Genomic DNA, 26,869 nt, shown 5'->3' with positions numbered 1-26,869 from the left:
TAAGTGCAAATTATTTGGGATGCCCCGGAATAGGAACACGGGAGCACTCAGGCTCGTTGTCATTACGTGAGCACGACACCACCTGTTCTCGCCGCAGAGCTGGCGCAGGCGTGGGCCGACATTCAGCGGTACCACCCCGAGCTGCCCGATCTTGCCGCGCCCGAGTCACTGATCGGAGAGTCCTCGTCCGCATGCGGGCACGAACTCTCTTTCGAGCGACTGCTCCATGAGGCAGTCCATGGCATCGCCGCTGCCCGCGGTGTACGCGACACCTCCCGTGCCGGCCGATACCACAACCGCAGATTTCTCGCCATCGCCGAGGAGCTGGGCCTGGACCACCCCGAGGAACCGCACCCGAGCAGCGGTTTCTCCCTGGTCACGCTCAACCCCGAGGCGAAGCGCCGCTACCGGCCGACGATCGAGCGGCTCCAGCGCGCGCTGAAGGCCCACACGGCAGCCACCGCCGCGGACACGGCCCGCTCGTTCCGGGGCCCGGCCGCCCGCCACGGCTCCTCCGGCGGCGGCGTCCGCGTCAAGGCGGTCTGCGACTGCGGCCGCAACGTCCGCGTCGTCCCGTCGGTCCTGGCACAGGCCCCGATCGTGTGCGGCGGCTGCGGAAAGCCCTTCCGCATCCCCGAGCCGGTGGGGGCCGCGGCGAGCTGATCAGACGGCTGCTCGTGGCGGCCGTACGTCAGCTTCGTACGCGGTCGTGATCGGCTGCGGGCCCATGCGGCACGCCGCATGGGCAGGCGTGACAGCACCCAGTGAGCGCCGGGTGGCGCGGCGACGCGCGGGAGTCCCCGGCGCCGGGTGTGTCTCTGTCATGCCCAGGTGCCACGGCCGTGGCCCCCGGCAGTGTGTGGCACAATGGCTAGCTGTACTCGACAGCCGCACAGGACCCCTCTCTCCTCCGGCTGACGCGTCCATCGGGCACTCGGGTACCGCAACCCCACGCGGCAATCTCGCCGTGCCCAACCACGTCAAATCCAGGAGAACCCACTCCCGTGGCAGTCAAGATCAAGCTGAAGCGTCTGGGCAAGATCCGTTCGCCTCACTACCGCATCGTCGTCGCCGACTCCCGTACCCGCCGTGACGGCCGGGCGATCGAGGAGATCGGCAAGTACCACCCGACGTACAACCCGTCGGTGATCGAGGTCGACGCCGAGCGCGCGGCGTACTGGCTCGGTGTCGGCGCCCAGCCGACCGAGCCCGTGCTCGCCATCCTGAAGAAGACCGGCGACTGGCAGAAGTTCAAGGGCGAGCCCGCCCCGGCGCCGCTGCTGGTGGCCGAGCCCAAGGCCACGCGTCCGACGTTCGAGGCTCTCGCCGGTGACGACGAGGGCAAGGGTGAGGCGATCACCCAGAAGAAGAAGGCCGAGAAGAAGGACGAGGCCGCTGCCGAGTCCGCTTCTTCTGAGTCGACCGAGGCCTGAGCATGCTCGAGGAGGCTCTCGAGCACCTCGTGAAGGGCATCGTCGACAACCCTGACGATGTGCAGGTGGCCTCGCGCAACCTGCGCCGCGGACGTGTGCTCGAGGTCAGGGTTCACCCCGACGACCTCGGGAAGGTGATCGGTCGCAACGGCCGCACCGCACGCGCCCTGCGCACCGTCGTGGGTGCCATCGGCGGCCGCGGCGTCCGTGTCGACCTCGTCGACGTGGACCACGTCCGCTGACGCTTTCGCAACCGGCTCGGGCCGGGGAGGGCCAACTGGGCCGTCCCCGGCCCGCGGTCGTTACGACAGGAGATCTTCACAAGTGCAGCTGGTAGTCGCACGGGTCGGCCGCGCCCACGGCATCAAGGGCGAGGTCACCGTGGAAGTACGCACCGACGAGCCCGAGCTCAGGCTCGCACCCGGCGCCGTACTGGCCACCGATCCCGCGTCCGCGGGCCCGCTCACCATCGAAACCGGCCGGGTGCACAGCGGCCGGCTGCTCCTGCGCTTCGCGGGCGTCCAGGACCGGAACGCCGCCGAAGCCCTCCGCAACACCCTGTTGATCGCGGAGGTGGACCCGGACGAGCTGCCCGAGGGCGAGGACGAGTACTACGACCACCAGCTGATCGACCTCGACGTCGTGACGCGGGACGGCGTGGAGGTCGGCCGGATCACCGAGATCTCGCACCTGCCCTCCCAGGACCTGTTCGTGGTGGAGTGCCCGGACGGGAGCGAGGTGCTGATCCCCTTTGTCGAGGAGATCGTCACCGAGATCGATCTCGAGGAGCAGCGTGCCGTCATCGACCCGCCGCCGGGCCTGATCGACGACCGCGCGGAGATCGCGTCCGCCAGGGAGTCCGAGGGCCAGACGGGGGAGTCGTCCGGAGAAGAGGCGTAATGCGGCTCGACGTCGTCACGATCTTCCCCGAGTACCTGGAACCGCTGAACGTCTCCCTGGTCGGCAAGGCACGCGCGCGCGGGCAGCTGAACCTCCAGGTGCACGATCTGCGCTCGTGGACGTACGACCGCCACAACACCGTCGACGACACGCCGTACGGCGGCGGCCCGGGCATGGTCATGAAGACCGAACCCTGGGGTGACGCCCTCGACGACATCCTGGCCGACGGATACGAGACGGGTGCCTCGGCCCCCGCGCTGATCGTCCCCACACCCAGCGGCCGTCCCTTCACCCAGGAACTCGCCGTGGAGCTCTCCGAGCGCCCGTGGCTGGTCTTCACGCCCGCCCGCTACGAGGGCATCGACCGCCGTGTCATCGACGAGTACGCGACCCGGATACCGGTGTACGAGGTGTCCATCGGCGACTACGTCCTGGCCGGCGGCGAGGCTGCGGTCCTGGTCATCACCGAAGCGGTGGCCCGGCTCCTGCCGGGAGTGCTCGGCAACGCCGAGTCGCACCGGGACGACTCCTTCGCGCCCGGCGCGATGGCGAACCTCCTGGAGGGTCCCGTCTACACCAAGCCGCCCGCCTGGCGCGGCCGGGGCATCCCCGAGGTGCTGCTCAGCGGTCATCACGGCAGGATCGCCCGCTGGCGCCGGGACGAGGCACTGAAGCGCACGACGGCCAACCGGCCCGATCTGATCGAACGCTGCGATCCGGCGGCCTTCGACAAGAAGGACCGCGAGATGCTCTCCATCCTGGGCTGGGCGCCCGATCCCGACGGCGCACCGCACGGCCGATTTTGGCGCAGGCCGCAGCACGTGGAAGAATAGGCGGCTGCTGTCCGCGTCCGGCGTGCGCCCCTGCCACAGGGGGACACGACGTCCGCCCCGACCCGGACGGCGATTCTTATCGAGAACCTACGTACCGCCGATGACCTGTGGCATCGGTGAAGAAAGCAGACGAAATGTCTCACCTGCTCGACTCCGTCGACTCCGCTTCGCTGCGCAGCGACGTCCCGGCCTTCCGTCCGGGTGACACGGTCAACGTCCACGTCCGCGTCATCGAGGGCAACCGCTCCCGTGTGCAGCAGTTCAAGGGCGTGGTGATTCGCCGGCAGGGCTCCGGCGTGCGCGAGACCTTCACGGTCCGCAAGGTCTCCTTCTCCGTCGGCGTCGAGCGCACCTTCCCGGTGCACACCCCGATCGTGGAGAAGATCGAGCTCGTCACCCGCGGTGACGTGCGCCGCGCCAAGCTGTACTACCTGCGCGACCTGCGCGGCAAGGCGGCGAAGATCAAGGAGAAGCGCGAGAACTGAGCGCTTCGGCGAGCGAACCGCAGGAGCGCCCCGGCGTCGGGCACGAACGCAGACAGGCCCGCAGGGCTGAGCACGTTCGGCCTCCCGGCACCGGCTTCAGCGCCCCTGAGGTGAGTGAGCCACCACATGGGGGTCCACAGCGAGGCCGGATAGCATCTGGCCCCGATGGACACCCGAGCACAGCACACGGAGCGCGACCGCTCCTCCAGCCCCGCCGGTTCCGAGGCGAACTCGGACACAGCGGGCCAGGAGGGACGGTCGCGCTTCGCGTTGCCGTCGCAGGTGATCGACCGGGTGCCAGGCGGCCGGGTCACCCTGACCGTGCTGATCTGCCTGCTGTTCCTCCTCGCGCTCAGCGCGTTCGTGACCCAGCCGTTCGACATCCCCAGCAGTTCGATGGAGCGCGGATTGAGGGTTGGGGACCGCGTGCTCGTAAATAAGTTGGCGTACCGTTTCGGATCGAAGCCGCAGCGGGGTGACGTCGTCGTCTTCGACGGCACCGGGTATTTCGGGAGCGCCGACTACGTCAAGCGGGTAGTAGGTGTGGGGGGAGACCACGTGGTCTGCTGCGACAAGGAGGGGAGACTCGAGGTGAACGGTCGGCCGGTCGACGAGTCGTCGTTTCTGTACCCCGGCAACAGCCCGTCCGACGTCCCCTTCGACGTCGTGGTGCCGGACGGCACACTCTTCGTGCTGGGTGACCACCGCAGCGACTCCAGTGACTCCCGCGACCACCTGGGCTCGCCCGGCGGCGGAATGGTCCCCGTCGGCGCCGTGATAGGCAGGGCCGACTGGGTCGTGTGGCCCTCCGCGCACTTCAGGCACATCACCCGTCCCGGCGCCTACGCGCGTGTACCGTCCCCGGCGGACGGTGCCCATGGGTAACCGCGGCAAGCCGCGCGGCGTGCCGGCCGACACCGGCCTGCAGAACCTCCTGCCCACCGGTTCACGGCGCGCCTCGGCAGGCACCCCCACCGGGCGCAGCCGGGCCGAGCGGCGCAAGCTCCAGCGCAAGGTCAAGCGCAAGAGGAGGCACTCCGCCGTCAAGGAGATACCTCTCCTGGCCGGTGTCGCCGTCCTCATAGCGCTCGTCCTGAAGACCTTCCTCGTGCAGGCCTTCGTGATCCCGTCCGGATCCATGGAGAACACGATCCAGATCGGCGACCGCGTCCTCGTCGACAAACTGACTCCGTGGTTCGGCTCCAAGCCGCAACGCGGCGACGTGGTGGTCTTCCGTGACCCCGGCGACTGGCTCGCGGGCGAGCAGACGGCCAAGAAGAACGACCCGGTGGGCATCAAGCAGTTCAAGGAGGGGCTCACCTGGATAGGTCTGCTTCCCTCCGACAACGACAAAGATCTGATCAAGCGGGTCGTCGCCGTCGGCGGGGACACGGTCAAGTGCTGTGACGCCCTGGGGCATGTCACCGTCAACGGCGTGCCGCTGAATGAGCCGTACATTCACCCGGGGAACAAACCTTCCGACTTCTCGTTCTCGGTGACCGTTCCCCCGGGTCGGCTGTGGGTCATGGGCGATCACCGCGCCAACTCGGCCGACTCGCGTTACCACCGCACCGAGGCGTTCAGCGGTACTGTTTCGGAGAAGTCCGTCGTCGGCCGCGCCATGGTCATCGCCTGGCCGATCGGGCACTGGACACGCCTGAAAGAGCCGGACACTTACGCGTCGGTCCCGGGCGGGTCGAACACCGCGCTCGGTCTGTCGCATAGGGTGGCCTCCGCGGATCGATACGGATTGATCCCCCTCCCGAGCCCTGCGGAACTCCCGCTCGTTATGGGAGTGGTGGGCCTGCGTCGACTGGGGCGCCGGCGGCGATACGGACTGAGGAGTGGATGTGGGGGATTTGGCGGTCGGCGCACGGTCCGGGCACGAGGGCCCCGAAGAGCGGCCGGAGCGACCCGACGAGACGGCCCCCCCGGCGGCGGAGGACCGCATCGGCTCCGGGAGTGAGTCCTATGACGGCGGCGATACACGGGAGGGCGACGGGCAGCCCCCTCAGCAGCCGAAGAAGCAGCGCTCCTTCTGGAAGGAGCTCCCGCTGCTCATCGGCATCGCGCTGGTTCTCGCGCTGCTGATCAAGACGTTCCTGGTGCAGGCGTTCTCCATCCCCTCCGACTCGATGCAGAACACGCTCCAGCAGGGCGACCGCGTCCTCGTGGACAAGCTGACCCCCTGGTTCGGCTCCCAGCCCTCCCGCGGCGAGGTCGTCGTCTTCCACGACCCGGACAACTGGCTGGCGGGCGAGCCCACCACCAATCCGAACGCCCTGCAGACGGCCCTGAGCTGGATCGGCCTGATGCCGTCGGCGGAGGAGAAGGACCTCATCAAGCGGGTCGTCGGCGTCGCCGGCGACACCATCGAGTGCAAGGGCACCGGCCCGCTGCTGGTCAACGGCAAGGCGCTGAACGAGCCGTATGTGTACCCCGGCAACACCCCGTGCAGCGTCGACGACCAGGGCGGCCAGTTCAAGGTCATGGTTCCGCCGGGCAAAATCTGGGTCATGGGTGACCACCGGCAGAACTCGCTGGACTCCCGCTACCACCAGCAGGACCAGTACCAGGGCTTCGTGCCCGTCGGGAACGTCGTGGGCCGGGCCATCGTGGTCGCCTGGCCGCCCACCCGCTGGGACACGCTGCCGATCCCGGACACCTTCGACCAGGGTCTGAGCGTGGCGGCCCCGGGGGCGCTCGGGCTGACGGGCGCGGTGCCGCTGGTGCTCTGGCGCAGGCGCCGGATCACCGCGAGCCTTACCGCCGGAAACCCCAGGGTTTCTGGCAGCGGTACCGGCCGGTAGGGTGCCGTCCCAGATCGCCGATCTTCCGTGGCCCGGTGCGGGCCACGGGATCGAATCTCCGACTTGGGGAGCACTGGGATGAGCGGGACTGGTCGTACGGAAGAAGGCCGCGGACGGCTCGGCAACACACTGTCGGGGCTGGCCGTGGCCCTCGGCTGTGTGCTCTTCCTCGGCGGATTCGTCTGGGGCGCGTTCGTCTACAAGCCCTACACGGTGCCGACCAACTCCATGACGCCCACCATCGCCGCCGGTGACAGGGTGCTCGCCCAGCGCGTCGACGGGGCCGACGTCAAGCGCGGCGACGTCGTCGTCTTCAAGCAGAAGAGCTGGGGCAACATGCCGTTGGTCAAGCGGGTCGTGGCGATCGGCGGCGACACGGTCGCCTGCTGCACCGACGGCAAGCTGACCGTCAACGGCAAGGAGATCCAGGAGCCGTACCTCCCCAAGGGCTCCGCCGCCGAGTACAAGACCATCCCGTCCATCACGGTCCCCAAGGACCGGCTGTTCCTCCTCGGTGACGAGCGCAGCGGGTCCCTGGACTCCACGGCGCACCTCACGGAGGCCTTCAACGGCACGGTGGCGCGCAGCGGCGTGGACACCCGTGTGGACGCCGTGGTGTGGCCGATGAACGGCATGCTGGTGCGCCCGACCGGCTTCCAGGCACTGGGCCCGATCTCGTCGCCCGGACCGCTGCGGCTGATCGTCGGAGCGATCGTGGCGGGCGCGGTGCTGGTGATGGTGGGTGCCGCCTACGGCCCGATCGCGAAGCTCGCGAGCCGCGGGCGCAGCACCCCCCGGAGGGAGCTGGCCGGTGTCCGCTGAGCCGGCCGCGGGCGGGCTGCGCAAGGTGGCCCGAGTGGTGCTGCTCGATCCCCTGGACCACATTCTGCTGCTGCACGGGCACGAGCCGGACGACCCGGCCGACGACTGGTGGTTCACGCCCGGCGGCGGCCTGGAGGGCGACGAGACGCGCGAGCAGGCTGCCCTGCGTGAGCTGGCCGAGGAGACCGGTATCACGGACGTCGAGCTGGGCCCGGTGCTGTGGCAGCGGATGTGCTCGTTCCCTTTCGCCGGCCGCCGCTGGGACCAGGACGAGTGGTACTACCTCGCCCGTACAACCCGGACGGCCCTGGTCACGGCCGCGACGGGCCTGACGGAGCTGGAAAAGCGCAGTGTGGCCGGTGCACGGTGGTGGTCGTGCGGGGAACTGGCCGAAGCGCATGAGACGGTGTATCCGAAGAGACTCGCCGAGCTGCTGCGCACGCTGCTCGACGAGGGTCCCCCGGCCAGGCCCGAGATCCTCGACACAGAAATCGTCTAGAGGCGCACGGGACTGGCGCACAATGGTGGGATCGCACGGTTGAAGGGGAACATGCCATGAGCGCCGAGGACCTCGAGAAGTACGAGACCGAGATGGAGCTGAAGCTCTACCGGGAGTACCGCGATGTCGTCGGTCTGTTCAAATACGTGATCGAGACCGAGCGGCGCTTCTACCTCACCAATGACTACGAGATGCAGGTGCACTCCGTACAGGGCGAGGTGTTCTTCGAGGTGTCCATGGCGGACGCCTGGGTCTGGGACATGTACCGGCCTGCTCGCTTCGTGAAGCAGGTTCGGGTCCTCACGTTCAAGGACGTGAACATCGAAGAGCTGAACAAGAGCGATCTGGAGCTCCCGGGCGGCTGAAGGCAGCGGTCGCCGTCGGCATAAGGGGGGCCTTCTGTCGCCGTGAGGGTGGGGATCTTGTCCACGGCTGTCACGGTGGCGGTGAAGGCTGCCCCCGCGAGGTGACGAAGTTGCACCCGCGAGGTGACGGAGATGTCGCACCCGCGAGGGTGACGGAGTTTTCCACAACCTGTGACTCGTCCACCAAGATCCACTTCGTGGCGACGGATGCGGCACGGTTGGCGCCGGAGGTGGTGCCGACATGAACACGCATCAGTCACGCAGTGCACTCGGCAGGTACGGCGAGGAGCTCGCCGCCCGGCGGCTGACGGCGGCCGGGATGACGGTCCTGGAGCGCAACTGGCGCAGCGGCAGGAGCGGCGAGATCGACATCGTGGCCAGTGACGGCGACGTCCTGGTCGTGTGCGAGGTCAAGACGCGCAGGGGCGGCCGCTTCGCGCATCCGATGGCCGCCGTCACACCGGTGAAGGCCGAGCGGCTGCGCGACCTCGCCGAGCGCTGGATCCAGACGCACGGAGGGGCACCGCCTGGCGGGGTGCGGATCGACGTGGTCGGTGTCGTTCTGCCCGAGCGTGGCGCCCCCCTGGTCGAGCACGTGCGGGGGGGTGCCCCTATCTGTTTCGTCAACCCCGGTGGGGTCGGTTCGCAGGGGTTGATCCTGGTTTTCGGGAACGTCCCGCGAAGCGGGATCGGGACGTTCCCGGTGGATCGGGTGGCTGATGGGCAGCCCGGTGGCCGGCGGAGCCGGAGTGGCCATGCCGGTGCGCGGGCGTGATGGGGCCTGGAGGGCGGGGCGGTGGGGTCGTCAGGCGGCGAGGCCGACGTCGCCCGGGGTGCGTGCTTCGTAGAGGGCGCCGGTGCGGATCATCGCGTGGATGACGTTCACGCGCTGGCGGGCCAGGCGGAGGATCGCCTGGGTGTGGGTCTTGCCGCGTGCGCGTTGACGGTCGTAGTAGATCCGGGAGGACGGGTCGGACTTGCAGCCGATCGCGGCGAACGCGGCCTGGAACAGGGCGCGTTTGAGGAGTCGGTTGCCGCGGTGGGGTGCGTGCTCGCCGCGGATGGAGGTGCCCGAGGACTTCGTGGCCGGGGCGAGTCCGGCGTAGGAGGCGAGGTGTCCGGCGGTGGGGAAGGAAGTGCCGTCACCGATCGCGACGATCACGGCGGCTGTGGTCCTGACGCCCAGGCCGGGCAGGGACGTCAGGAGGTGGAAAAGAGGGAGGGCCTCCAGCAGGGCGGCGATCTCCTGCTCGGCCTGGCGGCGCTGGGTGTGGGCGGCGGCGAGCTGGGCGGCGAGTCCCGGCACGATCACGGCGCTGGCCTCGGTGCCCGGAACGACAAGGGTCTGCTCGGCGAGCGCGTCGAAGATCTCTGCGGTCAGGTGGTGGGCCTTGCGTGAGCCGTGGGCCTTGAGCAGGGCCTCGCAGCGGGCACGGCCCAGCTTCTTCAGCCTGGACGGGGATCCGTGCCGTTGAAGGAGAACCTGGATGTAGGGGTAGGCCAGGCGGGGGCCGAGGACGCGTTCAAGGGAAGGATGGATCTGGGAGAGCAGGCCGCGCAGCCGGTTCGTGGTGCGGTTGACCTCGCCGGCCAGGTCGTTGTCGTAGCCGGTGAGCATGGTCAGCTCGGCCAGCGCCTCGTCGTCACGGTCCACCGCGCGCAGGGTGTGCGGCATGCTCCGGGCGGTCTCAGCGATCACGTAGGCGTCACGGGCGTCGGTCTTGGCCTCGCCCGGATGCAGATCGGCGGCCCGGCGCATCGACAAGCCGGGCAGGTAGGCGACCCGGCAGCCTGCCGCGCGGGCCACCGTCAGCGGCAACGCGCCAATGTTGGCGACCTGGTCCACGATCACCAGGACGGTGCCGAACTTCGTCACCAGCCGGCTGAACAGCTCCAGCAGCCTCGGTTCGGTGTTCGGCAGTCTCTTGTCGTGGACGGTCTTCCCTTCGCACGTCAGACCGTGGGCGTGGTGGAACTCCTTGCCCAGGTCCAGGCCGAGGAAGAGATCTATCCCGGCGGTGTCGACCATGTACGCGTGCCCCTCGTCACTCGTGCTCCCCCCGGCCGTCCCTGCGGCACCACACGCCGGCAACCACGTTACGCAGACATCCCCGCCCACAAGCGGTCCGGCGTTGCACCGGGCCAGGCGGTCGTCAGGCCCCTCATCAGCGGTCAAGCGGTGCCCCAAAGCCCGGCGGCAACACCCCCCAGGTCATCACCTCGACAGGGGGCAAACAGCCATACCGGGCCCGGGGGCCAGGCGCCCCATTGCGGGGCCACGGAAAAGGTAACGGGGTGACGTGATGGGCTTCGCGCGTGCGTGCTCCGTGGCCCTGGTCGGCGTGGAGGGCGTGGTGGTCGAGGTCCAGGCCGACCTGGAACCCGGCGTGGCCGCGTTCACCCTGGTCGGTCTGCCCGACAAGAGCCTGACGGAGAGCCGGGACCGGGTGCGGGCCGCGGGCAGCAACTCCGGAGGCGAGTGGCCGCAGAAGAAGCTCACGGTCGGGCTCAGCCCCGCCTCCGTACCGAAGGCGGGCAGCGGTTTCGACCTGTCAAGTGCTGTGGCGGGACGCTTTTATACGGCTACTCTGACCGCTATGAAGACCGAGCCTGCCAGCGGTGTCCGACGCCGCGTCGTGATCTACACCCGCATCTCAGACGACCGCGAAGGCCGCCGGTACGGCGTAAGACGCCAGGAACGCGACTGCCGGAAGCTGGCCGCAGAACTCGGTGTCGACGTCGTCGAGGTCCTCGTGGAAAACGACATCTCTGCCTACTCCGGCAAGCCACGACCAAAGTACGACCGCATGCTCAAGATGCTCCGCAACGGCGAGGCTGACGGTGTCCTGACGCTGACGTCCCGGCGCCTCCAGCGCCGCTACCGCGAGGCGTTCGACTTCCTGGACCTGGTGGAGGAGAAGAACCTGCTCGTCGCCACCGTGAAGGGCGGCACCTACGACCTCACCACGGCGGATGGCCGGCGGGAGGCCCGCCGGAAGGCCGTGGACGACCAGCACGAGGCGGAGGAAATTGCCGAGCGCGTTCGAGACGCCAAGAAGGACAACCTTCGGGAAGGCACTTACCGAGGCGGTCCGCGCCCGTTCGGCTATGAAAGTGACGGCATCACTCCCCGTTCGCTGAAGTGCCCGCAGTGCCCCGCCGCGGAGGGGTTCACCATCGAACGGGAGGACGATGGCGGCGCAGACGACTTCACCGTCACGGCCGCCTGCGGCGAGTGCGGAGCAGAGGCACAGATCGCCGAAGGCTCCGAGGCCTGGTACGTCGGCAGGGCCATCGACGCCATCATCGCGGGCGACTCCCTGCGAGCAATCTGCCGCGAGTGGGCAGAGAAGGGCGTGCGCACGGTGCCCCGCCGCAAGCGGCTGGAAGACGGCAGCCGCACGGAACCGGTGGCGCGCGACTGGCAGGCAACCGAGCTGCGCCGCACACTGCTGCGGCCACGGAACGCCGGCCTGATCGACCACCGCGGCGAGATCATCGGCAAGGCGTCGTGGCCGCCCCTGACAGCCGAGGAAAAGTGGCGCGCCGCCAAGAGCATCCTGGAACAGCCGGAGCGCCGTACGACGCCCGGCAACGCCCGTAAGTGGGTCGGGTCGGGCCTTTACCGCTGCGGGGCCCTCGTGACGCGCTACAGGGCAGCAGACGGGCGTGAATACGTGCACTCCGGCCAGTACACGGACGATGACGAGGCCTGGCCGCTGTACGCCGCTGTGGAGGCTCCCGAGGGGCAACAGTGGGCGCCCCGAGACCTGGAAGACGCCTTCGGGAAGCTGAAGGCGGTCAAGGTCGAACCTGTCCCCGAGGATCGCCGGGGCTGCCGGGACACCATGCGCTGCTCGACTTCAGGGACCGGGGCCAACCGGAAGCACGTCATCGCCTACAGGTGCCGCTCCGCCGTTCACGTCACCCGCACCGCCGAACTGCTCGACGAGTACGTCGAAGCGGTCGCCGTAGAGCGTCTGAGCCGTCCGAATGCCGTGAGCCTGTTTGTCCCGAGCCCGGAGAAAGGCGAGTCGACGGAGCAACTGGCCATGAGGGCCAACATGTTGCGCGTGAAGCTCGACCAGTACGCCGCCGACTACGACGACGACTTGATCACCCGAAAGCAGATGCTTGACGGCACGGCACGCACCCGCGCCAAGCTCGCCGAGATCGAGGCGGAGATGACGCGCCGGGCCACGGTGCCCGTGCTCGCCCGGCTGCCGCTTGGGACTCCAGAGATACGGAAGGCATGGAAGGGATACACCCTCGAGCGCAAGCGGGCGATCATCGACGCCCTCATGGAGGTGACGGTCTTGCCCTCCCGGCGTGGCCGGCCGAAGGGCTTCAAGCCGGGAACCGGTCAGGTGTACTTCGATCCCAGCGCCGTGCGCATCGAGTGGAAGCAGCGGGGGTGACCTGGGGAGCAACCGAGAGCGGCCCGGCCGGGCGACTGTCCCACACCGGGCCGCTGCTGTTTCAGAGGTCGATGCCTCGCATGGGGTTGTCACGACACTTGTCGACGGGACGGATGTACTCCATCACCTGCGGGCTGGTCTTGGACCAGCGGCCGTGATCGGCGATGAACGAGACGGGGTGCCCGGCTTTCGCGGCCTCTGTGGGGCCGCTGGCCCGGAGACCGTGCGCGGTGAAGTCCGGAGCGTTCGGCGGCCCGGCGGCCAACGCGAGGTGGCGCACCCGGTCGTTGATAGCCGCGCCGGACATGCCGCCCGGCTGCAGCTGGTCCCACCGGTTGATTTGACGGAGCAGCGGTCCGGACGTCGAACCGTGCCGGGCGAGGGCTTGCAGCCACGCGCGTACGACACGGACGGGGTCGGTGTCGGGGTGGACTCCGTGCGGGACACGGACTTCGGCGCCCTCTGCGGTCTGGTCGGTCTTGCTCTTGCGGACGAGCGCGGTGAGGCCGTCGTCACCGAAGCGGACGTCCTCGAGCTGGAGCGCGGCTGGCTCGGAGCGGCGCGCCATCATCGCGAAGCCGAGGACGACCAGCGCCCTGTCCCGCAAGCCTGCGAGAGTCTCCGGGGACCGGCCGAGATGCGGCCGAAAAGGGATAGCAGGACCCCTGTCGGCTGCGGCGAGAGCGTCAGTGGCCGTGGCTGGAGAAGATCTCTCGGACCTCGCGGACCGCGTAGTAGACGAGGACGTAGCCGGCCAGCGGGTCGGCCCACCACCAGCCCAGCGCGGCGTTGAGGACCAGGCCGAGCAGGACGGCGGCGGCCAGGAGCCCGTCGATCAGGGTGACCCGGCCCTCCGTCTTGAGCACCGGGTTGTCCAGTGCCCTGCCGGTGCGGGCCTTGCCTGCGGCCAGCGCGAACATCACTGCTGCGGCTGGACGAGGTCCCGCTGCCGCCGAGTGTCCCGGCCGCCTGGCCGCGCTCGTAGCCGTCAGTCCGTACCCCCGCGAGCCGAACCCCGGCACGTGGTCTGGGAGTTCCGGAGTGTGCCGCAATCGTGGCGTGGCGTCTGCGGCGATCAGAACGGGTGGGTCTCGGCGGGGGCCGCCGCCTGAGCCTGACTGCTGTCTGTGGCGGAGCGAGGCGCGGGGGCAGCGCCGTCGGGGCGGTGGGTCTTGGTGACGGACGCCTTGGCGTATGTCAGGGAGGCGGCGACCTCCTCGGCGTCGATCTCGACGACGGTGCGGCGGATGCCTTCCTTGTCGTCGAAGGTGCGCTGCTTGAGACGGCCGGTGACGATGACCCGGGCGCCCTTGACCAGCGACTGGGCGGCGTTCTCGGCGGCCTGGCGCCAGATCGAGCAGCGCAGGAACAGCGGCTCGCCGTCGACGAATTCGTTGCGCTCGCGGTCGAAGGTCCGGGGCGTGGACGCGATGGTGAACCCGGTGACGGGCAGGCCGGAGGCGGTGTGCCGTAGTTCCGGGTCGGCGGTCAGGTTGCCCACCACCGTCACCAGCGTCTCGCCCGCCATGTCCGCCGCCCTCTCCGTGGTCCTGTGCCCACCGTACCGGCCGGGATGGGGCGGGATCGGACGAACCCGTACCGTCGCCGTGCGCCTCACGCGATCATGTCGGGGTCTGCTTGTCCTGCGAGAAGGGGAGCCCGTTGATGTCGAGGAAGAAGCCGGCCCGCAAGCTGATGCCCGGTCCGGAGCGCGACAAGGTCGCCGCAGAGCTCAAGGCCCAGTACGAGGCGGGGGTTTCCATCCGCGCTCTCGCCGAGTCCACCGGCCGCTCCTACGGCGGGGTCCACGGTCTCCTCGCCGATGCCGGCGTGGAGTTCCGCTCGCGCGGCGGGGCTGTGCGGGAGGTTGCTGCTTCGCCGGACGCGGAGTGAGCGGCAGCGATACCGAGCTGGGGCGTGTTCTGGAGAAGCCCAGTTCCCCTGTCCCGGCGCTGGATACCGTGGCGCCCGTTCTCGATGAGCACGACGAAGGGCTGGGGCTATGGCGAAGCGGTGGGTGCGGTACGTGATGCCGGTGATGGTCGAGGTCGACTGTGACGACGACACGGTGACCCGGGTGGTCACACTGCCGGAAGAGGTTCGTGAGGACCGCGATGACATGGGCCACTTCCTCACGTACGACGAGAAGTTCGTGCGCAGGGACAGCGACGAACAGCCGCAGCTTCACGCCTTCACCGTGGGTGAGCCTCGCTGGGAGTCCCAGTTCCGGGCCGGCGGGCCGGTGAACTGGCTGAAGACGGATGAGTGGGAAGAGGGCTTCGACCTGACCGAGGCCGACGACCGGTACGGGGAGAGCAACCCGTATGACCTGCGCGAGCGGTAGCCAGGGCCCGTCGCCCGTACGTGTCGGCCGTGGCGGGTTCCGTGCTCTGGAGGGCTGCGGGTCGCGTACGTTCACCGTCATGGTGTCGTACGCGCAGGACGAGCGGTGTATCGCGCTGGCGAAGGTGCTGGTACCGCTCCTGGAACGCAGCGGTCCCGAGGGGGCCGGCGGTTACGGCGGCACCTTCCAGGTGCGCCTGTCGAGCGAGGAGGCCGCGCAGCTGGGCGGCGTGGACTTGATCCGGGCCACGCTGCGCAAGGCCGCGCGCGAGTTGGGCTGGACATCCCGTACGTACGGCTTCGGGGGCGGCCCGCAGGACGCGACGGCGATGATCGGAATCCACGACACGCGTGAGGCCCCGGAGCCGTACGCGCAGGTGGTGGAGCAACGGATGCAGCAGCAGATGCGGGCCACGGTCGAGCGGGTCTCCATGAGGCTGACGGGGCTGCTGGGCGAGGACAGGCCGGCGCCGGGTACTCCGCCGCTGCGCGGGACTCCGGCCGTGCAAGCGAAGGAGTTCATGGCGGCCCTGGCCCACCACGGCATCCTGGGATGAGCCGCTGCCGCCGCGTGGGCTCCGGCGCCCGAGGCCGGAGCCCTTCCCGCCGTGCATCGCGATCGCTTGGCGTCAGCTGTGCGAGCCGAAGCGCGCGAGGAGAAGGTCCTTCTGGTTGCTGCCGAGACCACGGACGCGACGGCTCTCGGAGATCCCGAGTTCCTTCATGACCTGAAGCGAGCGGATCTTGCCGATACCGGGAAGAGCGGCGAGGAGCGAGTGGACCGGCATCTTGCCGACCGACTCGGAGGGAGCGGCCAACACCTCGGACAGCGACAGCGTGCCGTGCTTGAGGGCGTCCTTCACCTCGGCTCGCTCCTTGCGTGCGACGGCGGCCTTGTCGAGCGCGGCCCGTCGCTGCGCCGGGGAAAGCGGGGGAAGTGCCATGGGAACCATGTCCTCTCGTTGGTACGTCGGGTCGAACAGGCCCATCATGTCCCCGCCTGCGGGGCGGTGACCAGCAGGTTTACGGATTCTCCCCGAACGTCTGTGCCGGATCGGGTTCCGCAGGCCCGGGGGTGTCGGTCCGCCGGCTCGGGTCGGTGGTCGTGCTCGCCTCGTGTCCGCCGTACGGTCCGAAGGCCCATACGTTCCCGGGGAGTTGGCGCCGAGCTGCGGGCCGCCACCCTTGGTCCGGTGCATTCCACGATCACGCGCTCTCCTCGGTGTCGGCGTCGGCCAGGACGCGGTAGACGGTGGCCACCGACGGGTTCTCGCCCTTGTTCTTGCCGGTGGAGATGACGAGCGGGGCCAGCCGAGATGCGGCCGGAAGGGGATAGCAGGGTTTGAGGAGCCGTGACCGTACGGGCGGTCAGGCTGCCTGTAAGCGGCGCTGTGCGGGCAGTTGGATCTTGCGCGGCAAGACGTCGGTGTCCGAGAGCGCGGCCAGGTCGGCGGTCACGCTCAGCTCGGTCCCGGGGAGTTCGCTGCGGCTCAGTCCGGTGGCGGCGGTGATCTCGTCGGTGGCGACGCTCACCGTTATCTGGCCGTGAATCCAGGCCCGGATGGACAGCTGGGAGGTGAGAGGGCCTGCGCGGACGACGAGGGCGCGGGTTCGTTGGCGAGCGGGGTTGGCTCCGGTCACGGGGCGGTGCCCTCGGTGGGGGTCCGGCTGCTGAGGGCGGCGGTGATGGTGGAGCGGGCGTATCCGGTGCGGGTGGCGATCTCGGCGAGGCCGAGTCCGGCTTTCTCCGCCAGGGGCAGGGCCTTGCGCAGGGAGGCGTTCGCGGTGTCGGTGGCGGTGCGGGCGGCCTTGCGGTCCTTGGCTGCGGTGGCCAGGGCCCGGTGGGCGGCGGCGGTGTGCTCGTCGAGGCTGTTCATCACGCCGGGGCGCCAGACGATCTGGCTGTCGGGGAAGCGGCGGGTGAGTTCGGTGTGCAGGCCGACGGCGCCGGCGGGGTTGTCGGTCGGGTACGCGGCCGGATCGATCGGCTTCTCGCCCATCCCGTCGTCGGTGAGGTCGAGCAGGGTGCCGTCGGCGGCGCGGGCTTCGATGCACCACTGGCCGAGGGTGTCGATGCCGAAGTCGACCCGCTGCGGGCGGTTGATGCCGGACGTGTCGATGCCGACCGTGCCGGGCGGGAGGCCGGGGCCATCCGGGCTGTGCACGATGCTGGTGTAGTCGATACCGCCGCCGGCTGTGGCCTGGTCGTGCTCGCTCACTGCTGGTCTCCCCTCCGTCGTGAGGCAGTCAGCCTACGGCGGCATCGGGCGGGCCCGGACCGGAATCGCGTCAGCCGCCACTGTGGGGGTGGTAGCGGCCCGCTGCTGTCGGTACCGGCCGCCTGTGTTCGCCACCGGTCGCGGGCTGTTCGCCACCGTCGTGTGGTGGGCGGGGCTGTCCGCAGTAAATGCCGGATTTACTGCGGAACCTCTACCGTGATCACTGCGACCTGCGGCGGGTTCTCCGGCCGCCGCAGGCGAGGTGTACGCATTTACTGCGGCGGGCGGGAATGGGGTGGGCCGGGTGTCGGTCGAACTGGCGAGCGTGCTGGACGGCGGGGGCGTACTCCCCTCGCCGCGCGCCCGGGTGGTGCCCCTGTCCGCCCCACCCGCCACATACACCGCGGCGGTCGAGCGGTACCTCACCGGCGCCGGGATCGCGAAGTCCTCCGCCCGCATCTACCGGATCTCGCTGACGACGTGGGGGTGGATGGTCGCTGGCGAGCCCGCGCCGACCGGGCCGGCCCGCCGAGGCGCCAAGCCACCCGCCGTGCCGGTCACCGTCATCGACGACCCCGGCCTGCCGGAGGTGCTGGCGGAGCTCGCCGCGGCGCGGGCGGACGAGATGGACGCCGACACCGTCAACCGGGAGCTGTCGATCGCCCGGAAGGCGATCGGCTGGTGGCAGCGCCAGGGCTGGATCACCACCGATCCGACGATCGGCATCGAGCGGCGCCCGGCTCCGCCGGACCGCACCAAGGCCCTCGCCGAGAACCAGGTTGCCGCCCTGTGGCGGCTGGAGGCCGCCCTGAGGGAGAAGACGTTCTGGAAGCTCCTCTACGAAAGCGCGGCTCGGGCGGATGAGGTGCTGTGCCTGAACGTGGAGGACCTCTACCCGCAGGACAAGCGCGGCAAGATCACATCCAAGGGCGGTGCCACGGAGTGGATCCACTGGCAGTCCGGCACCGCCCAGCTGCTGCCCCGCCTGATCGCCGGCCGCACCCGCGGCCCGCTGTTCCTCACCGGCCGCCAGGCCCCGGCCGGGACCGCGACGCTGGACGTGTGCGAGGAGACCGGGAGGGCCCGCCTGTCCTACCGCCGGGCGGAGGAGATGTTCGAGACCTCCACCCGGCTGCTGGCCAACCCGCTCGCCCGTGAGGCGGACATCGCCGATCTGGAGGGCTTCACGCTGCACCGGCTCCGCCACAGTGCTCTGACGCACGACGCCGAGCGCGGCACCTCCACCCCGATGCTGCTGGCCCGCTCCCGCCATGCCTCCGTCCGCTCCTTGGAGCGGTACGCCCGCCCCGGTGTCGATGCGGTCGCAGCCCACGTCGCAGCGTCTGACCCGGCCGCCCGCCGACGGGGCTGACCGCGGTCTACTTCGGCAAGTCCTTGACGGCCTGCCCCCACGAGCCGCGGCTCAGAACGGGGCGTCGCTACGGGCGTCGCCCTCAGCGGGTCACGGCAGTGCCTGCACCGGCGCACGACGGGGCTGGCGGGGTTTCGGCCTGGCGGTGCCCCAGCGAAGGGACTAGCGTGATCCACAGAGCAGTCGTGGTTCCGAAGTCGTTCGCCCGTGGGTCACCTTGCCCGCGGGCGCTTTGCTGTACAGCCCTCTCCGGACCAGGGCGATTACCTCCGGACCCGCACCGCGCGGGCCCGAACCCCCTCGAAGGAGATAGCCATGGCCAAGGGCACTGTGAAGTGGTTCAACGCGGACAAGGGCTTCGGCTTCATCGAGCAGGAGGGCGGCGGCCCCGACGTCTTCGCCCACCACTCCAACATCGCCGCTCAGGGCTACCGCGAACTGCGGGAGGGCCAGCACGTGGAGTTCGACATCACCCAAGGCCAGAAGGGCCCCCAGGCGGAGAACATCCGCGTCGTCTGACCCCAGCGCCCGAACAGGCCCGGCACCGCGGAGGCGTGGAGGGTGCCGGGCCTCCGTGCCTGGCCGCGCCCTTACTCATGTGCGCCGGCTGCCGCTCCCCCCAACACACACAGGTGCCCTTCGCAGGCTGGCCCACACCAGGCCGCCGCAGGGCATCGGCCCAGAGCAGAGGAGCCTCGGGCTCAGCGTTGCTTTCGGCGAGCATGGGAACCCTTGGAGGGCTTCGATGCTGCACCGGCTGCGGCCTCAAATCCCCACTGTTTGGTGACATCATGAGTAATGAATTCCGCATCATGACGGTCGTCCGACCGGGCGACACCTGAGCCTATTCCTGCCTGTCAGTACGGGAAGGCGGCGCTAATGAGCGACACCGGGAAGGAGCCCACTGCGGCCGAAGGGACAGAGGCGGAGACCACCCCCGAGGAGTCACCGGCCACTGCTGAGGCCAGCCCTGCGGAGGGCGAAGAGTCAGCCCCCGAGGCGGCGGAGACGGGAGCTGAAGAACCCGCCCCCACCGCAGCCGAGGAGACCGAGGCTGAAGAGCCCGCGGCCGAGGAGACCGGGGCTGAAGAACCCGCCACGGAGGAGTAGAAAGTTGCTGTGCGCGACGACCGTCGCGCACAGCAGCGACGGCAGCCTCGAAAGCGGGCTCGGGAAGCTCGTCAAGCGGACTCGCTGGCGTCCAGTTCGCTGCCCGTACGCACTGGCCGCGCACCCCGCCGCGTGAGGGACGGAAGTCCGGACGCCTGCAGCACGGCTGGCGCCACTGTGGACGGATCCCCGCTGGCCCCGCTCTGGGCGCCCGAGGGCGAGCTGCTGGCGGACCTGACCGTCATCACCCGTCTCACCCTCGACCAGGGCACGACCGTCATCCTGCTCGGCGGCTGCCTGACCCTTGGCGTCCTCAGCGCCGCCAAATGCCTGCTCAACGGCGAACGCGGCCGACGCAACACCGCCTACCTCAACGATCTGGCGCCGGGCGGCGACCTCATCGCCGTCACCGCCACCCGCAAGATCGGCGGTATCGGGGGCTGAGGAACATCCGTGTCAGATCGTGCGCTAAGCCCTCTTCGGGCTGATTGGCGCTTTGACCTGGGGTGATCTGTCGTCGAAGCCTTCGAGGGTCGTTGTTGTCGACCTTCGGAGAGCTGTTGTGGCGGTTGAGTTCCTGTCGGATGAGCAGGCAGCCCGGTATGGGGTGTTTCACGGGGCTCCGTCTCGTGCGGAGTTGGAGCGGTACTTCTTCCTGGACGATGCAGACAGGGAGGCAGTGCAGGCCAAGCGGCGTTCGCACAATCGGCTTGGGTACGCGGTCCAGCTGTCGAGTGTGCGGTACTTGGGCCGGTTCATGTCGGATCCGCGGCAGGTGCCAGCGGAGGTGGCCGAGTATCTGGCTGAGCAGTTGGAGATCGAGGACCCGTCGTGCCTGAAGCTGTACGGCGAGCGGGACGGTACGGCCCGCTCCCACGCGGGGGAGATCCAGGAGGCCGGGGGCTGGCGGGACTTTGCGGAGGTGCGGGACGAGCTGAGTTCGTGGCTGGACGCGCGGGCCTGGACGACCGGTGACGGGCCGAAGGCGCTGTTCGACGCGGCAGCGGGGTGGCTGCGGGAGCGCCGGGTGCTGCTGCCGCGGGCGAGCCGCCTGGCCCGGCTGGTGGGCAGTGTGCGGGAGGCGGCGAACCAGCGGTTGTGGGACACCCTGTATGGGCTGCTGAATGTCGGTCAGCGGGCGGTGCTGGACTCGCTGCTGACCGTGCCGCCCGGCGAGCGGGTGTCCGAGCTGGACCGGCTGCGGCGCGGGCCGGTACGGGTGTCGGGCCCGCAGATGAAGTGGTCGCTTCAGCGGGCGGAGGAGATCGCCGACCTGGGCATGGCCGACTTGGACGTCTCGGGGATACCGCCGCGGCGGCTGGCGGAGCTGTCCCGGTACGGCGTGGATGGCAAGGCATCGCTGCTGCGCCGGCACGGCGATTCCCGCCGTCTGGCGACGCTGCTGGCCACCACCGTGTACCTGACGACTCGGGCGGTGGACGACGCGCTGGATCTGCTGGAGGTGCTGATCGCGACGAAGCTGCTGGCCAAAGCGGAGCGGGAGACGGTCATGGAGAAGATCAAGACCCTGCCGAGGGTCGAGCGGGCCTCGGCGAGGCTGGCGACCGCGTTCCAGGTCGTGTTCGACACCACGAGCGAGCAGGTCGACACCGACACCGGCGAGGTCAGCGGGCCGAAGGTGGAGTCGTTCGAGGCGATGTGGGAGCGGATCGAGGCGGTGGTGCCGCGCCAGGAGCTGGCCGCCGCGATCGCCGCGCTGTTCGAGCTGACGCCGCCGCTGGACTCGGATGCGGATGAGGCATGGCGGTCCATCCTGGTCACCCGGTTCGGCACCGTACGCCCGTTCCTCAAGCTCCTGGTGAAGGTCGTCGACTTCGGTGCCACCCCGGAAGGGCTGCCGGTGCTGACTGCGCTGAAGTCGCTCCCGGACCTCATGGGGCGCAAGAAGGTCGGCCCGGCCGAGATCGACACCGGCCTGCTGGTGGGTTCGTGGAGGCGCCTGGTGCTCTCGGCCCCGCATCTGGAGCCGGGCACGGTGGACTGGAAGGCGTACGTGTTCTGCGTACTGGAACAGTTCCACCGGATGCTGCGCCGGCGGGAGGTGTTCGCGAAGAACTCCTCCAAGTGGGGCGGCCCTCGGGCGAAGCTGCTGGCCGGGGAGGCATGGGAGCAGGCCAAGCCCACCGTCCTGGCCTCCCTCGGGCTTCCCGCGGGGGCGGGTGAGCACCTGGCGGCGCGGGCCGCGCTGCTTCACGGCACGTATCGCGAGGTCGCCGAGCGGCTGCCGGCGAACTCGCAGATCGTCTTCGACGACGACGGGCGGCTGCACTTCGCCGCGCTGGAGCCGGAACCGGAACCGGCCTCCCTGCTCGACCTGCGGGCGGCGGTGAACGCGATGCTGCCCCGCGTCGACCTCCCGGAGGTGCTGCTGGAGGTGTTCTCCTGGACCGGCGCCGACCAGGCGTTCACCTCGGTCACCGGCGGAGAGGCGAGGCTGAAGGACCTGCACGTGACGATCGCCGCCCTGCTGGTCGCGCACGGCTGCAATGTCGGCTACACCCCGGTCATCGGTGGGATCGACGCGCTGAAGTACGGGCGGCTGAGTCACGTCGACCAGACGTATCTGCGCCTCGCGACGTACTGGGCGGCGAACGCGACACTGATCAACACGCAGGCGTCCATCCTGCTCGCCCAGGCGTGGGGCGGCGGGCTGGTCGCCTCCGTGGACGGGATGCGGTTCGTGGTGCCGGCGCCGAGCGTGTACGCGCGGCCGAACCCCAAGTACTTCGGGCGCCGGGGCGGCGCCACCTGGCTCAACATGATCAACGACCAGGCGGCGGGCCTGGGCGGGAAGGTGGTGGCCGGCACCCCGCGCGACTCCCTGTACGTGCTGGATGTGCTCTACGACCGCGACGGCGGCAAGCGCCCGGAGATGATCGTCACGGATACCGCTTCGTACTCCGACATAGTGTTCGGCCTGCTTACCCTCGCCGGGTTCGCCTACGCGCCGCAGCTGGCGGACCTGCCGGACCAGAAGATGTGGCGTATCGACCGCGCGGCCGACTACGGGGCCTTCCAAGATGCGGCCCGCGGCCGGGTCGGCCTGGTGCGGATCGAGCGGCACTGGGAGGACATCCTGCGGATCATCGGCTCCATCCACACCGGCGCGGTCCGCGCCTACGACGTCATCCGGATGCTGTCCCGCGACGGCCGCCCGACCCCGCTGGGCGACGCCATCGCGCACTACGGGCGGATCGCGAAGACCTTGCACATCCTGCGCCTGGCCGACGAGCCCGGCTACCGCAGGCAGATCAAGGTGCAGGCCAACCTCCAGGAGGGCCGCCACGCGCTGGCCCGGAAGATCTTCCACGGGAAGCAGGGGCAGCTGTACCAGCGCTACCAGGACGGCATGGAGGATCAGATCGGCGCCCTCGGCCTGGTCCTCAACGCGCTCGTGCTCTTCAACACCCGCTACATGGACGCCGCCGTCACCCAGCTCCGCAGCGAGGGGTTCGACGTCCGCGACGAGGATGTGGCCCGCCTCTCCCCGTTCGTCCGGCATCACATCAACATGCTGGGCCGGTACTCCTTCCAGCTCCCGGACCTGCCGGGCGGCCTGCGGCCGTTGCGCGACAAGGACACCACCGACGAGGAGTAAGCCCGCACCCGGGACGCGGCGGCGGCCGCCCCGATTTGCCGGGGCAGCCGCCGTTTGGGTGCGGGGGCGGGTCAGTGGCTGCCGACGAGTTCGCCGCTGAGCTTGCCGTGGAGGTGGGCGCTGGGGTCGTTCAAGCCGGTGATCTCGACGCTCTTGCCGCGCTGGGCGTACTTGGTCTCGATGGCGTCGAGGGCTGCGACGGACGAGGCGTCCCAGATGTGCGCCGCCGTCAGGTCGATGACGACCTTGTCGGGGTCGCCCGCGTAGTCGAACTGGCTGACCAGGTCGTTGGAGGAGGCGAAGAACAGCTCGCCCGTCACGGAGTAGACGACGCTGGTGCCGTCGGGGTCGGTGACGGTGGCGAGGTGGGCGACGCGGCGAGCGAAGATCACCATGGTGGTGACCGTGCCGACGACGACGCCGATGGACAGGTTGCCGGTGGCCACCACCACGATGACGGTGATCACCATGACGGTGGTCTCGCCGAGCGGCATGCGCTTGAGGGTCTTGGGCGCGATGGAGTGCCAGTCGAAGGTGCCCACCGAGACCAGGACCATGACGGCGACCAGCGCGGCCATCGGGATCTTCGAGACGACCGGGCCCAGGGCGATGCACAGGATCAGCAGGAAGAACCCGGCGAGGAAGGTGGACAGGCGGGTCCGGGCGTCGCTCTTGATGTTGATCATTGTCTGGCCGATCATTCCGCAGCCGCCCATGCCGCCGAAGATGCCGGTGACGATGTTGGCGATGCCCTGGCCGATCGACTCCCGGGTCTTGTCGGAGTGGGTGTCGGTGAGGTCGTCCACGAGTTTGGCGGTCATCATCGACTCCATGAGCCCCACCAGCGCCATCGCCAGCGCGTAGGGGGCGATGAGGGTGAGGGTGTGCCAGGTGAAGGGCACGTCCGGCAGGCCGGGGAGGGGCAGGGAGGAGGGCAGCTTGCCCTTGTCGCCCACCGTGGGGACGGCGATCCCGGCAGCCACGGTGATCGCGGTCAGGATCACGATCGACACCAGCGGTGCGGGCACTGCCTTGGTGACCTTGGGGAAGAGCACCATCAGCGTCAGGCCGGCGGCGACCAGCGGGTAGACCGGCCAGGGCACGTCGCGCAGATTGGGGATCTGGGCGGTGAACAGCAAGATGCCCAGCGCGTTGACGAAGCCGACCATGACCGAGCGCGGCACGAACCGCATCAGCTTGGCGACCCCGAGTGAGCCCAGGACGATCTGGAAGACGCCGGCCAGGATGACGGTGGCGATCAGGTAGCCGAGCCCGTGCTGGCGGGCGATGGGGGCGACGACCAGGGCGACCGCGCCGGTGGCGGCGGAGATCATGGCGGGTCGGCCGCCGACGAAGGCGATCGTCATCGCCATCGTGCAGGCGGCGAACAGTCCGACCTTGGGGTCGACACCGGCGATCACGGAGAACGAGATCGCCTCAGGGATCAGGGCCAGACCGACGACCAGGCCGGCCAGGGCCTCGGTGCGGAAGACCTTCGGGGACAGCCAGGAGGGGCGGCCCATGCGCAGGCGCGAGGCCGCAAGCGGTGCTGAGGAAGGCAAGGAAGCAGGTACCTGTCGTGCTCGGGCACACCCTCATCGGAAGGCAAGGGGTGTGCGTGATGGGCGCGGGCGGGCCAGGAGCGGCGCCCACGGATGGCCCGGGTGCGGGCCGAAAGTCGAATGGGGACGAAAGCAGGGGCTGCGCGAAGGCGCGGCCGGGCTCACGTCCCGGGGCGAAGCGTCACGGCGGGCAGGCGGCGGCGCCGGGCGTCATGGGCTCGCGCACGCTTGTCTCCTGCAGGAATCGGATCTTCGCCGGGGGCACCGTCGGCCTCGACGCGGCAGTGGTGGCGCCGACCAGGAGCCGACTTCCACCATCAGAAACCCTGCCCTAACGTTAGAGTAGGAATCGGTGGTGGTCGCACGGGACGCGGCAGCACCGGGGAGACGAAGGGCCAGGAACGGCGTGGACGACAGGCACATGCAGATCGGCGAGGTCGCCGCGCGGACCGAGCTGTCCCTGCGCACCATCCGGCATTACGAGGAGACCGGCCTGGTCGTCCCCTCCGCCCGCTCCCAGGGCGGCTTCCGCCTCTACACCGAGGCCGACGTCGCCCGCCTGATGGTCATCCGGCGCATGAAGCCGCTCGGCTTCACCCTGGAGCAGATGCGCGACCTGCTGGAGGCGACCGACCGGCTCGACGCGGCCGAGGACACCGCTGGCGGCGAAGAGCGGGAGCAGCTGATGGAGCGCGTGCGCGGTTACGAACGGGCCGCGGCCGAGAAGATCGAGGACCTGCGGGTGCAGCTCTCCCGTGCCGAGGAGTTCGCGGCCGCCCTCCGCACCCGCCTGGACCACACGGCCCCCGCGCGGGCCTGAGCCACCCCCTCAGCGCCTGCTGTCGCCCGGCGCGAGCAGGCTCGTCAGTTCGGCGATCGCCTCGGGGGACGGCTTGAAGTAGCGGCGAACGTTCTCCGGCTTCTTGTGCCGCGACTTCGCCATGAGCATCAGCAGACTGGCCCCGGCCTCGCCGAGGTGCGTGAGGGAGGAGTGCCGGTACTCGTGCAGGTCCCAGCCGGTGCCCGGCCCACGCACCGCGGTGTGCTCGTCCAGCAGTGCGCGGGCCTGCCCATAGGAGAGGCGGGCAAAGCCGGTGTCCGGACAGACATCGCGGGAGCTGACGACCTTGCCCGGCCCCGGGCGGCGGTGGGTGACGAACACCGGACCGCGCGTGCGCCCCTTCAGCAGCCGCGGCAGCAGCCGGGCGGTGCCGGCGTCCCAGTAGACGGTCTCCAGCACGAAGTCCTCGCGGACCTGGCCGCGGCGACGGGCCTTGGTCCGGGCACCCTTGGCCTTGACCGGGCAGCGGCGCCCGGCGAAGTCGAGGTCCTCGATGTTCACGCCCAGGATCTCCTCCGCCCGTCCGGCGGTCTCGTACAGCATCCGCCACAGCGTCTTCTCCCGCAGGTGGACCTCACGCCGGACGATCAACCGGTCAATCGCCATCTTCGAGCGGGCCAGGGTCTCGGAGTCCGGCACCGCCAGCCGCTTCGCCCACGCCGGGACCGCCGGGCCGTCGTACCCGCGCTCACAGCACCAGCCCAGCCACGACATCACCGCCGCCCGGCGGGCGTTCCATGTGTTCACCGCCGCGGTGCCCCACAGCAGTTCCAGGGCCTCGCCGATCTCTTCGTCCGCGACCATCGCGATCGGCCGGCCCTCGCCGAGCCGTTCGGCGGTCTTGCCCACCCCGATCCCGTAGTTGCGGACCGTGTTCGGATTGCCGAGTGAGTCGAGAAAGGCATCGGCCGCCGTCCGGACGGTCAGCGCCTTGCCGGTCGGCAGCTGCACGACGGTGGGCACCGCTTCCCCCTTACCACAGATAACAGGGCCGCTTCACGCAGCGGCCGGAGAACATCACCGCAGGTGACGAATCAAGTTACCGCAGATATTAGGGCATTATCCGTGGCGGATCGTCACGGAGCGTACAGGCCCGCGGGGAGGATCGGAACGGTTCATGAACTCGTCCTCCGCCAAGGGGGCGATCGGCTACCCGGGCGGTTACCCCCTCGCAGGCGGAGAACCCGTCCCGGCGTGGGGCAAATCCCGCCGCCCCATGAAGACCCGACTACGGACCC

At 69.7% G+C, this 26,869-nt stretch carries 30 protein-coding genes and 3 pseudogenes; 24 read left to right on the top strand and 9 right to left on the bottom strand.

Going from position 1 to position 26,869, the window contains the following annotated elements; translation table 11 throughout:
- The first annotated feature begins 66 nt into the window (after positions 1-66).
- The 13 genes and pseudogenes from ACQEXA_RS18730 to ACQEXA_RS18670 form a co-directional block, all read left to right on the top strand.
- On the top strand, positions 67-663 hold the full coding sequence (locus ACQEXA_RS18730) for a hypothetical protein (RefSeq protein WP_360998386.1): 597 nt from the start codon (positions 67-69) through the stop codon (positions 661-663).
- 341 nt (positions 664-1,004) lie between these two features.
- On the top strand, positions 1,005-1,433 hold the full coding sequence (gene rpsP / locus ACQEXA_RS18725; protein WP_359397178.1) for a 30S ribosomal protein S16: 429 nt from the start codon (positions 1,005-1,007) through the stop codon (positions 1,431-1,433).
- A gap of 2 nt (positions 1,434-1,435) precedes the next feature.
- Positions 1,436-1,675 (top strand): RNA-binding protein, encoded by a 240-nt coding sequence (locus ACQEXA_RS18720; protein ID WP_003973401.1) that lies wholly within the window; start codon positions 1,436-1,438, stop codon positions 1,673-1,675.
- An 82-nt stretch (positions 1,676-1,757) separates the two neighbouring features.
- On the top strand, positions 1,758-2,333 hold the full coding sequence (rimM, locus tag ACQEXA_RS18715; RefSeq protein ID WP_432933028.1) for a ribosome maturation factor RimM: 576 nt from the start codon (positions 1,758-1,760) through the stop codon (positions 2,331-2,333).
- Entirely contained in the window at positions 2,333-3,166 is an 834-nt protein-coding gene (gene trmD / locus ACQEXA_RS18710) for a tRNA (guanosine(37)-N1)-methyltransferase TrmD (RefSeq protein ID WP_433130599.1), read from the top strand. The genes rimM and trmD overlap by 1 nt, the downstream gene beginning before the upstream one ends.
- 134 nt (positions 3,167-3,300) lie before the next feature.
- Positions 3,301-3,651: a 50S ribosomal protein L19 gene (gene rplS, locus ACQEXA_RS18705; protein ID WP_128380949.1), complete on the top strand. Its 351-nt coding sequence runs from the start codon at positions 3,301-3,303 to the stop codon at positions 3,649-3,651.
- A 165-nt stretch (positions 3,652-3,816) separates the two neighbouring features.
- Positions 3,817-4,536 (top strand): signal peptidase I, encoded by a 720-nt coding sequence (lepB, locus tag ACQEXA_RS18700; protein ID WP_432933033.1) that lies wholly within the window; start codon positions 3,817-3,819, stop codon positions 4,534-4,536.
- Positions 4,529-5,617: a signal peptidase I gene (gene lepB, locus ACQEXA_RS18695; protein WP_433130597.1), complete on the top strand. Its 1,089-nt coding sequence runs from the start codon at positions 4,529-4,531 to the stop codon at positions 5,615-5,617. Before lepB (ACQEXA_RS18700) ends, lepB (ACQEXA_RS18695) begins: the two co-directional genes overlap by 8 nt.
- On the top strand, positions 5,502-6,461 hold the full coding sequence (gene lepB, locus ACQEXA_RS18690) for a signal peptidase I (protein WP_432933037.1): 960 nt from the start codon (positions 5,502-5,504) through the stop codon (positions 6,459-6,461). Before lepB (ACQEXA_RS18695) ends, lepB (ACQEXA_RS18690) begins: the two co-directional genes overlap by 116 nt.
- Positions 6,462-6,539: 78 nt before the next feature.
- Positions 6,540-7,283 (top strand): signal peptidase I, encoded by a 744-nt coding sequence (lepB, locus tag ACQEXA_RS18685; protein ID WP_433130595.1) that lies wholly within the window; start codon positions 6,540-6,542, stop codon positions 7,281-7,283.
- Positions 7,273-7,782, top strand: a complete 510-nt coding sequence (locus tag ACQEXA_RS18680; protein ID WP_432933041.1) for an NUDIX hydrolase — start codon at positions 7,273-7,275, stop codon at positions 7,780-7,782. The genes lepB (ACQEXA_RS18685) and ACQEXA_RS18680 overlap by 11 nt, the downstream gene beginning before the upstream one ends.
- Positions 7,783-7,838: 56 nt before the next feature.
- Positions 7,839-8,147: a DUF2469 domain-containing protein gene (locus ACQEXA_RS18675; RefSeq protein WP_003965949.1), complete on the top strand. Its 309-nt coding sequence runs from the start codon at positions 7,839-7,841 to the stop codon at positions 8,145-8,147.
- Positions 8,148-8,388: 241 nt separating this feature from the next.
- Positions 8,389-8,757, top strand: a pseudogene (locus ACQEXA_RS18670) (YraN family protein); the annotation flags it as partial.
- A 195-nt stretch (positions 8,758-8,952) separates the two neighbouring features.
- Here the strand turns inward: ACQEXA_RS18670 and ACQEXA_RS18665 are convergent.
- Positions 8,953-10,176 carry an IS110 family transposase gene (locus tag ACQEXA_RS18665; protein WP_433128595.1) on the bottom strand — a complete coding sequence of 408 codons (1,224 nt, stop codon included), beginning with the start codon at positions 10,174-10,176 and terminating at the stop codon, positions 8,953-8,955.
- A 274-nt stretch (positions 10,177-10,450) separates the two neighbouring features.
- Here ACQEXA_RS18665 and ACQEXA_RS18660 point away from each other — a divergent pair.
- Positions 10,451-11,704, top strand: a pseudogene (locus ACQEXA_RS18660) (recombinase family protein); the annotation flags it as partial.
- A gap of 922 nt (positions 11,705-12,626) precedes the next feature.
- On the opposite strand, the gene ACQEXA_RS18655 reads toward ACQEXA_RS18660, so the two are convergent.
- The 3 genes and pseudogenes from ACQEXA_RS18655 to ACQEXA_RS18645 form a co-directional block, all read right to left on the bottom strand.
- Positions 12,627-13,172 carry a site-specific integrase gene (locus ACQEXA_RS18655; protein WP_432933045.1) on the bottom strand — a complete coding sequence of 182 codons (546 nt, stop codon included), beginning with the start codon at positions 13,170-13,172 and terminating at the stop codon, positions 12,627-12,629.
- A 79-nt stretch (positions 13,173-13,251) separates the two neighbouring features.
- A complete protein-coding gene (locus ACQEXA_RS18650) occupies positions 13,252-13,485 on the bottom strand; it encodes a hypothetical protein (RefSeq protein ID WP_433130593.1) in 234 nt (77 codons plus the stop codon).
- A 241-nt stretch (positions 13,486-13,726) separates the two neighbouring features.
- Positions 13,727-14,093, bottom strand: a pseudogene (locus tag ACQEXA_RS18645) (single-stranded DNA-binding protein); the annotation flags it as partial.
- A 137-nt stretch (positions 14,094-14,230) separates the two neighbouring features.
- Here ACQEXA_RS18645 and ACQEXA_RS18640 point away from each other — a divergent pair.
- The 3 genes from ACQEXA_RS18640 (at position 14,231) to ACQEXA_RS18630 (ending at position 15,465) form a co-directional block, all read left to right on the top strand.
- Positions 14,231-14,458: a helix-turn-helix domain-containing protein gene (locus tag ACQEXA_RS18640; RefSeq protein WP_432933049.1), complete on the top strand. Its 228-nt coding sequence runs from the start codon at positions 14,231-14,233 to the stop codon at positions 14,456-14,458.
- A 109-nt stretch (positions 14,459-14,567) separates the two neighbouring features.
- Entirely contained in the window at positions 14,568-14,909 is a 342-nt protein-coding gene (locus ACQEXA_RS18635) for a hypothetical protein (RefSeq protein WP_432933051.1), read from the top strand.
- A gap of 79 nt (positions 14,910-14,988) precedes the next feature.
- Positions 14,989-15,465, top strand: coding sequence for a hypothetical protein (locus ACQEXA_RS18630; RefSeq protein ID WP_433130591.1), 477 nt, complete (start codon positions 14,989-14,991; stop codon positions 15,463-15,465).
- Positions 15,466-15,537: 72 nt separating this feature from the next.
- Here the strand turns inward: ACQEXA_RS18630 and mihF are convergent, their stop codons facing one another.
- The 3 genes from mihF to ACQEXA_RS18615 form a co-directional block, all read right to left on the bottom strand.
- The gene (mihF, locus tag ACQEXA_RS18625; RefSeq protein ID WP_432933055.1) at positions 15,538-15,852 is read right to left on the bottom strand and encodes an integration host factor, actinobacterial type; all 315 of its coding nucleotides are present in this window, start codon (positions 15,850-15,852) and stop codon (positions 15,538-15,540) included.
- Positions 15,853-16,276: 424 nt separating this feature from the next.
- Positions 16,277-16,549: a hypothetical protein gene (locus ACQEXA_RS18620; protein WP_432933057.1), complete on the bottom strand. Its 273-nt coding sequence runs from the start codon at positions 16,547-16,549 to the stop codon at positions 16,277-16,279.
- Positions 16,546-17,127 (bottom strand): hypothetical protein, encoded by a 582-nt coding sequence (locus ACQEXA_RS18615; RefSeq protein WP_433130589.1) that lies wholly within the window; start codon positions 17,125-17,127, stop codon positions 16,546-16,548. Before ACQEXA_RS18615 ends, ACQEXA_RS18620 begins: the two co-directional genes overlap by 4 nt.
- Before the next feature lie 304 nt (positions 17,128-17,431).
- On the opposite strand from ACQEXA_RS18615, the gene ACQEXA_RS18610 reads away from it, so the two are divergent.
- From ACQEXA_RS18610 to ACQEXA_RS18585, 6 genes are all read left to right on the top strand, one after another.
- Complete coding sequence (locus ACQEXA_RS18610; protein WP_432933061.1) at positions 17,432-18,499, top strand: tyrosine-type recombinase/integrase; 1,068 nt, start codon at positions 17,432-17,434, stop codon at positions 18,497-18,499.
- A gap of 315 nt (positions 18,500-18,814) precedes the next feature.
- Complete coding sequence (locus ACQEXA_RS18605) at positions 18,815-19,018, top strand: cold-shock protein (protein ID WP_359400079.1); 204 nt, start codon at positions 18,815-18,817, stop codon at positions 19,016-19,018.
- A gap of 360 nt (positions 19,019-19,378) precedes the next feature.
- The gene (locus tag ACQEXA_RS18600; protein ID WP_432933063.1) at positions 19,379-19,609 is read left to right on the top strand and encodes a hypothetical protein; all 231 of its coding nucleotides are present in this window, start codon (positions 19,379-19,381) and stop codon (positions 19,607-19,609) included.
- A 4-nt stretch (positions 19,610-19,613) separates the two neighbouring features.
- Complete coding sequence (locus ACQEXA_RS18595) at positions 19,614-19,745, top strand: hypothetical protein (RefSeq protein WP_432933065.1); 132 nt, start codon at positions 19,614-19,616, stop codon at positions 19,743-19,745.
- Between the two features lie 41 nt (positions 19,746-19,786).
- Positions 19,787-20,053, top strand: a complete 267-nt coding sequence (locus ACQEXA_RS18590) for a hypothetical protein (protein WP_432933067.1) — start codon at positions 19,787-19,789, stop codon at positions 20,051-20,053.
- A gap of 118 nt (positions 20,054-20,171) precedes the next feature.
- Complete coding sequence (locus ACQEXA_RS18585) at positions 20,172-23,228, top strand: Tn3 family transposase (protein WP_432933069.1); 3,057 nt, start codon at positions 20,172-20,174, stop codon at positions 23,226-23,228.
- Positions 23,229-23,299: 71 nt separating this feature from the next.
- Here the strand turns inward: ACQEXA_RS18585 and ACQEXA_RS18580 are convergent, their stop codons facing one another.
- Entirely contained in the window at positions 23,300-24,751 is a 1,452-nt protein-coding gene (locus ACQEXA_RS18580) for a SulP family inorganic anion transporter (protein WP_432939586.1), read from the bottom strand.
- Positions 24,752-25,196: 445 nt separating this feature from the next.
- Between ACQEXA_RS18580 and ACQEXA_RS18575 the strand changes: the two genes are divergently transcribed.
- Entirely contained in the window at positions 25,197-25,610 is a 414-nt protein-coding gene (locus ACQEXA_RS18575; protein ID WP_433130586.1) for a MerR family transcriptional regulator, read from the top strand.
- Between the two features lie 9 nt (positions 25,611-25,619).
- Here ACQEXA_RS18575 and ACQEXA_RS18570 read toward each other — a convergent pair whose 3' ends face one another.
- Positions 25,620-26,594: a tyrosine-type recombinase/integrase gene (locus tag ACQEXA_RS18570; protein WP_432933073.1), complete on the bottom strand. Its 975-nt coding sequence runs from the start codon at positions 26,592-26,594 to the stop codon at positions 25,620-25,622.
- Between the last annotated feature and the right edge of the window lie 275 nt (positions 26,595-26,869).

This window comes from Streptomyces sp. CA-106110 (genome assembly GCF_050936285.1).
Lineage (GTDB): Bacteria > Actinomycetota > Actinomycetes > Streptomycetales > Streptomycetaceae > Streptomyces.
The sequence above is the reverse complement of the archived record's forward strand: the minus strand, read 5'-3'. Positions and strand labels throughout refer to the sequence as shown.

Bases quoted from the DNA above. Each gene is read 5' to 3' on its own strand.
- ACQEXA_RS18650 (WP_433130593.1), bottom strand. From the start codon at position 13,485: ATGTTCGCGCTGGCCGCAGGCAAGGCCCGCACCGGCAGGGCACTGGAC.
- mihF (WP_432933055.1), bottom strand. From the start codon at position 15,852: ATGGCACTTCCCCCGCTTTCCCCGGCGCAGCGACGGGCCGCGCTCGAC.
- rplS (WP_128380949.1), top strand. From the start codon at position 3,301: ATGTCTCACCTGCTCGACTCCGTCGACTCCGCTTCGCTGCGCAGCGAC.
- ACQEXA_RS18600 (WP_432933063.1), top strand. From the start codon at position 19,379: ATGAGCGACACCGGGAAGGAGCCCACTGCGGCCGAAGGGACAGAGGCG.
- trmD (WP_433130599.1), top strand. From the start codon at position 2,333: ATGCGGCTCGACGTCGTCACGATCTTCCCCGAGTACCTGGAACCGCTG.
- lepB (WP_433130595.1), top strand. From the start codon at position 6,540: ATGAGCGGGACTGGTCGTACGGAAGAAGGCCGCGGACGGCTCGGCAAC.
- lepB (WP_433130597.1), top strand. From the start codon at position 4,529: ATGGGTAACCGCGGCAAGCCGCGCGGCGTGCCGGCCGACACCGGCCTG.
- ACQEXA_RS18675 (WP_003965949.1), top strand. From the start codon at position 7,839: ATGAGCGCCGAGGACCTCGAGAAGTACGAGACCGAGATGGAGCTGAAG.
- ACQEXA_RS18580 (WP_432939586.1), bottom strand. From the start codon at position 24,751: ATGGGCCGCCCCTCCTGGCTGTCCCCGAAGGTCTTCCGCACCGAGGCC.
- ACQEXA_RS18630 (WP_433130591.1), top strand. From the start codon at position 14,989: ATGGTGTCGTACGCGCAGGACGAGCGGTGTATCGCGCTGGCGAAGGTG.
- lepB (WP_432933033.1), top strand. From the start codon at position 3,817: ATGGACACCCGAGCACAGCACACGGAGCGCGACCGCTCCTCCAGCCCC.
- ACQEXA_RS18635 (WP_432933051.1), top strand. From the start codon at position 14,568: ATGGCGAAGCGGTGGGTGCGGTACGTGATGCCGGTGATGGTCGAGGTC.
- ACQEXA_RS18665 (WP_433128595.1), bottom strand. From the start codon at position 10,176: ATGGTCGACACCGCCGGGATAGATCTCTTCCTCGGCCTGGACCTGGGC.
- ACQEXA_RS18605 (WP_359400079.1), top strand. From the start codon at position 18,815: ATGGCCAAGGGCACTGTGAAGTGGTTCAACGCGGACAAGGGCTTCGGC.
- ACQEXA_RS18720 (WP_003973401.1), top strand. From the start codon at position 1,436: ATGCTCGAGGAGGCTCTCGAGCACCTCGTGAAGGGCATCGTCGACAAC.
- ACQEXA_RS18640 (WP_432933049.1), top strand. From the start codon at position 14,231: ATGTCGAGGAAGAAGCCGGCCCGCAAGCTGATGCCCGGTCCGGAGCGC.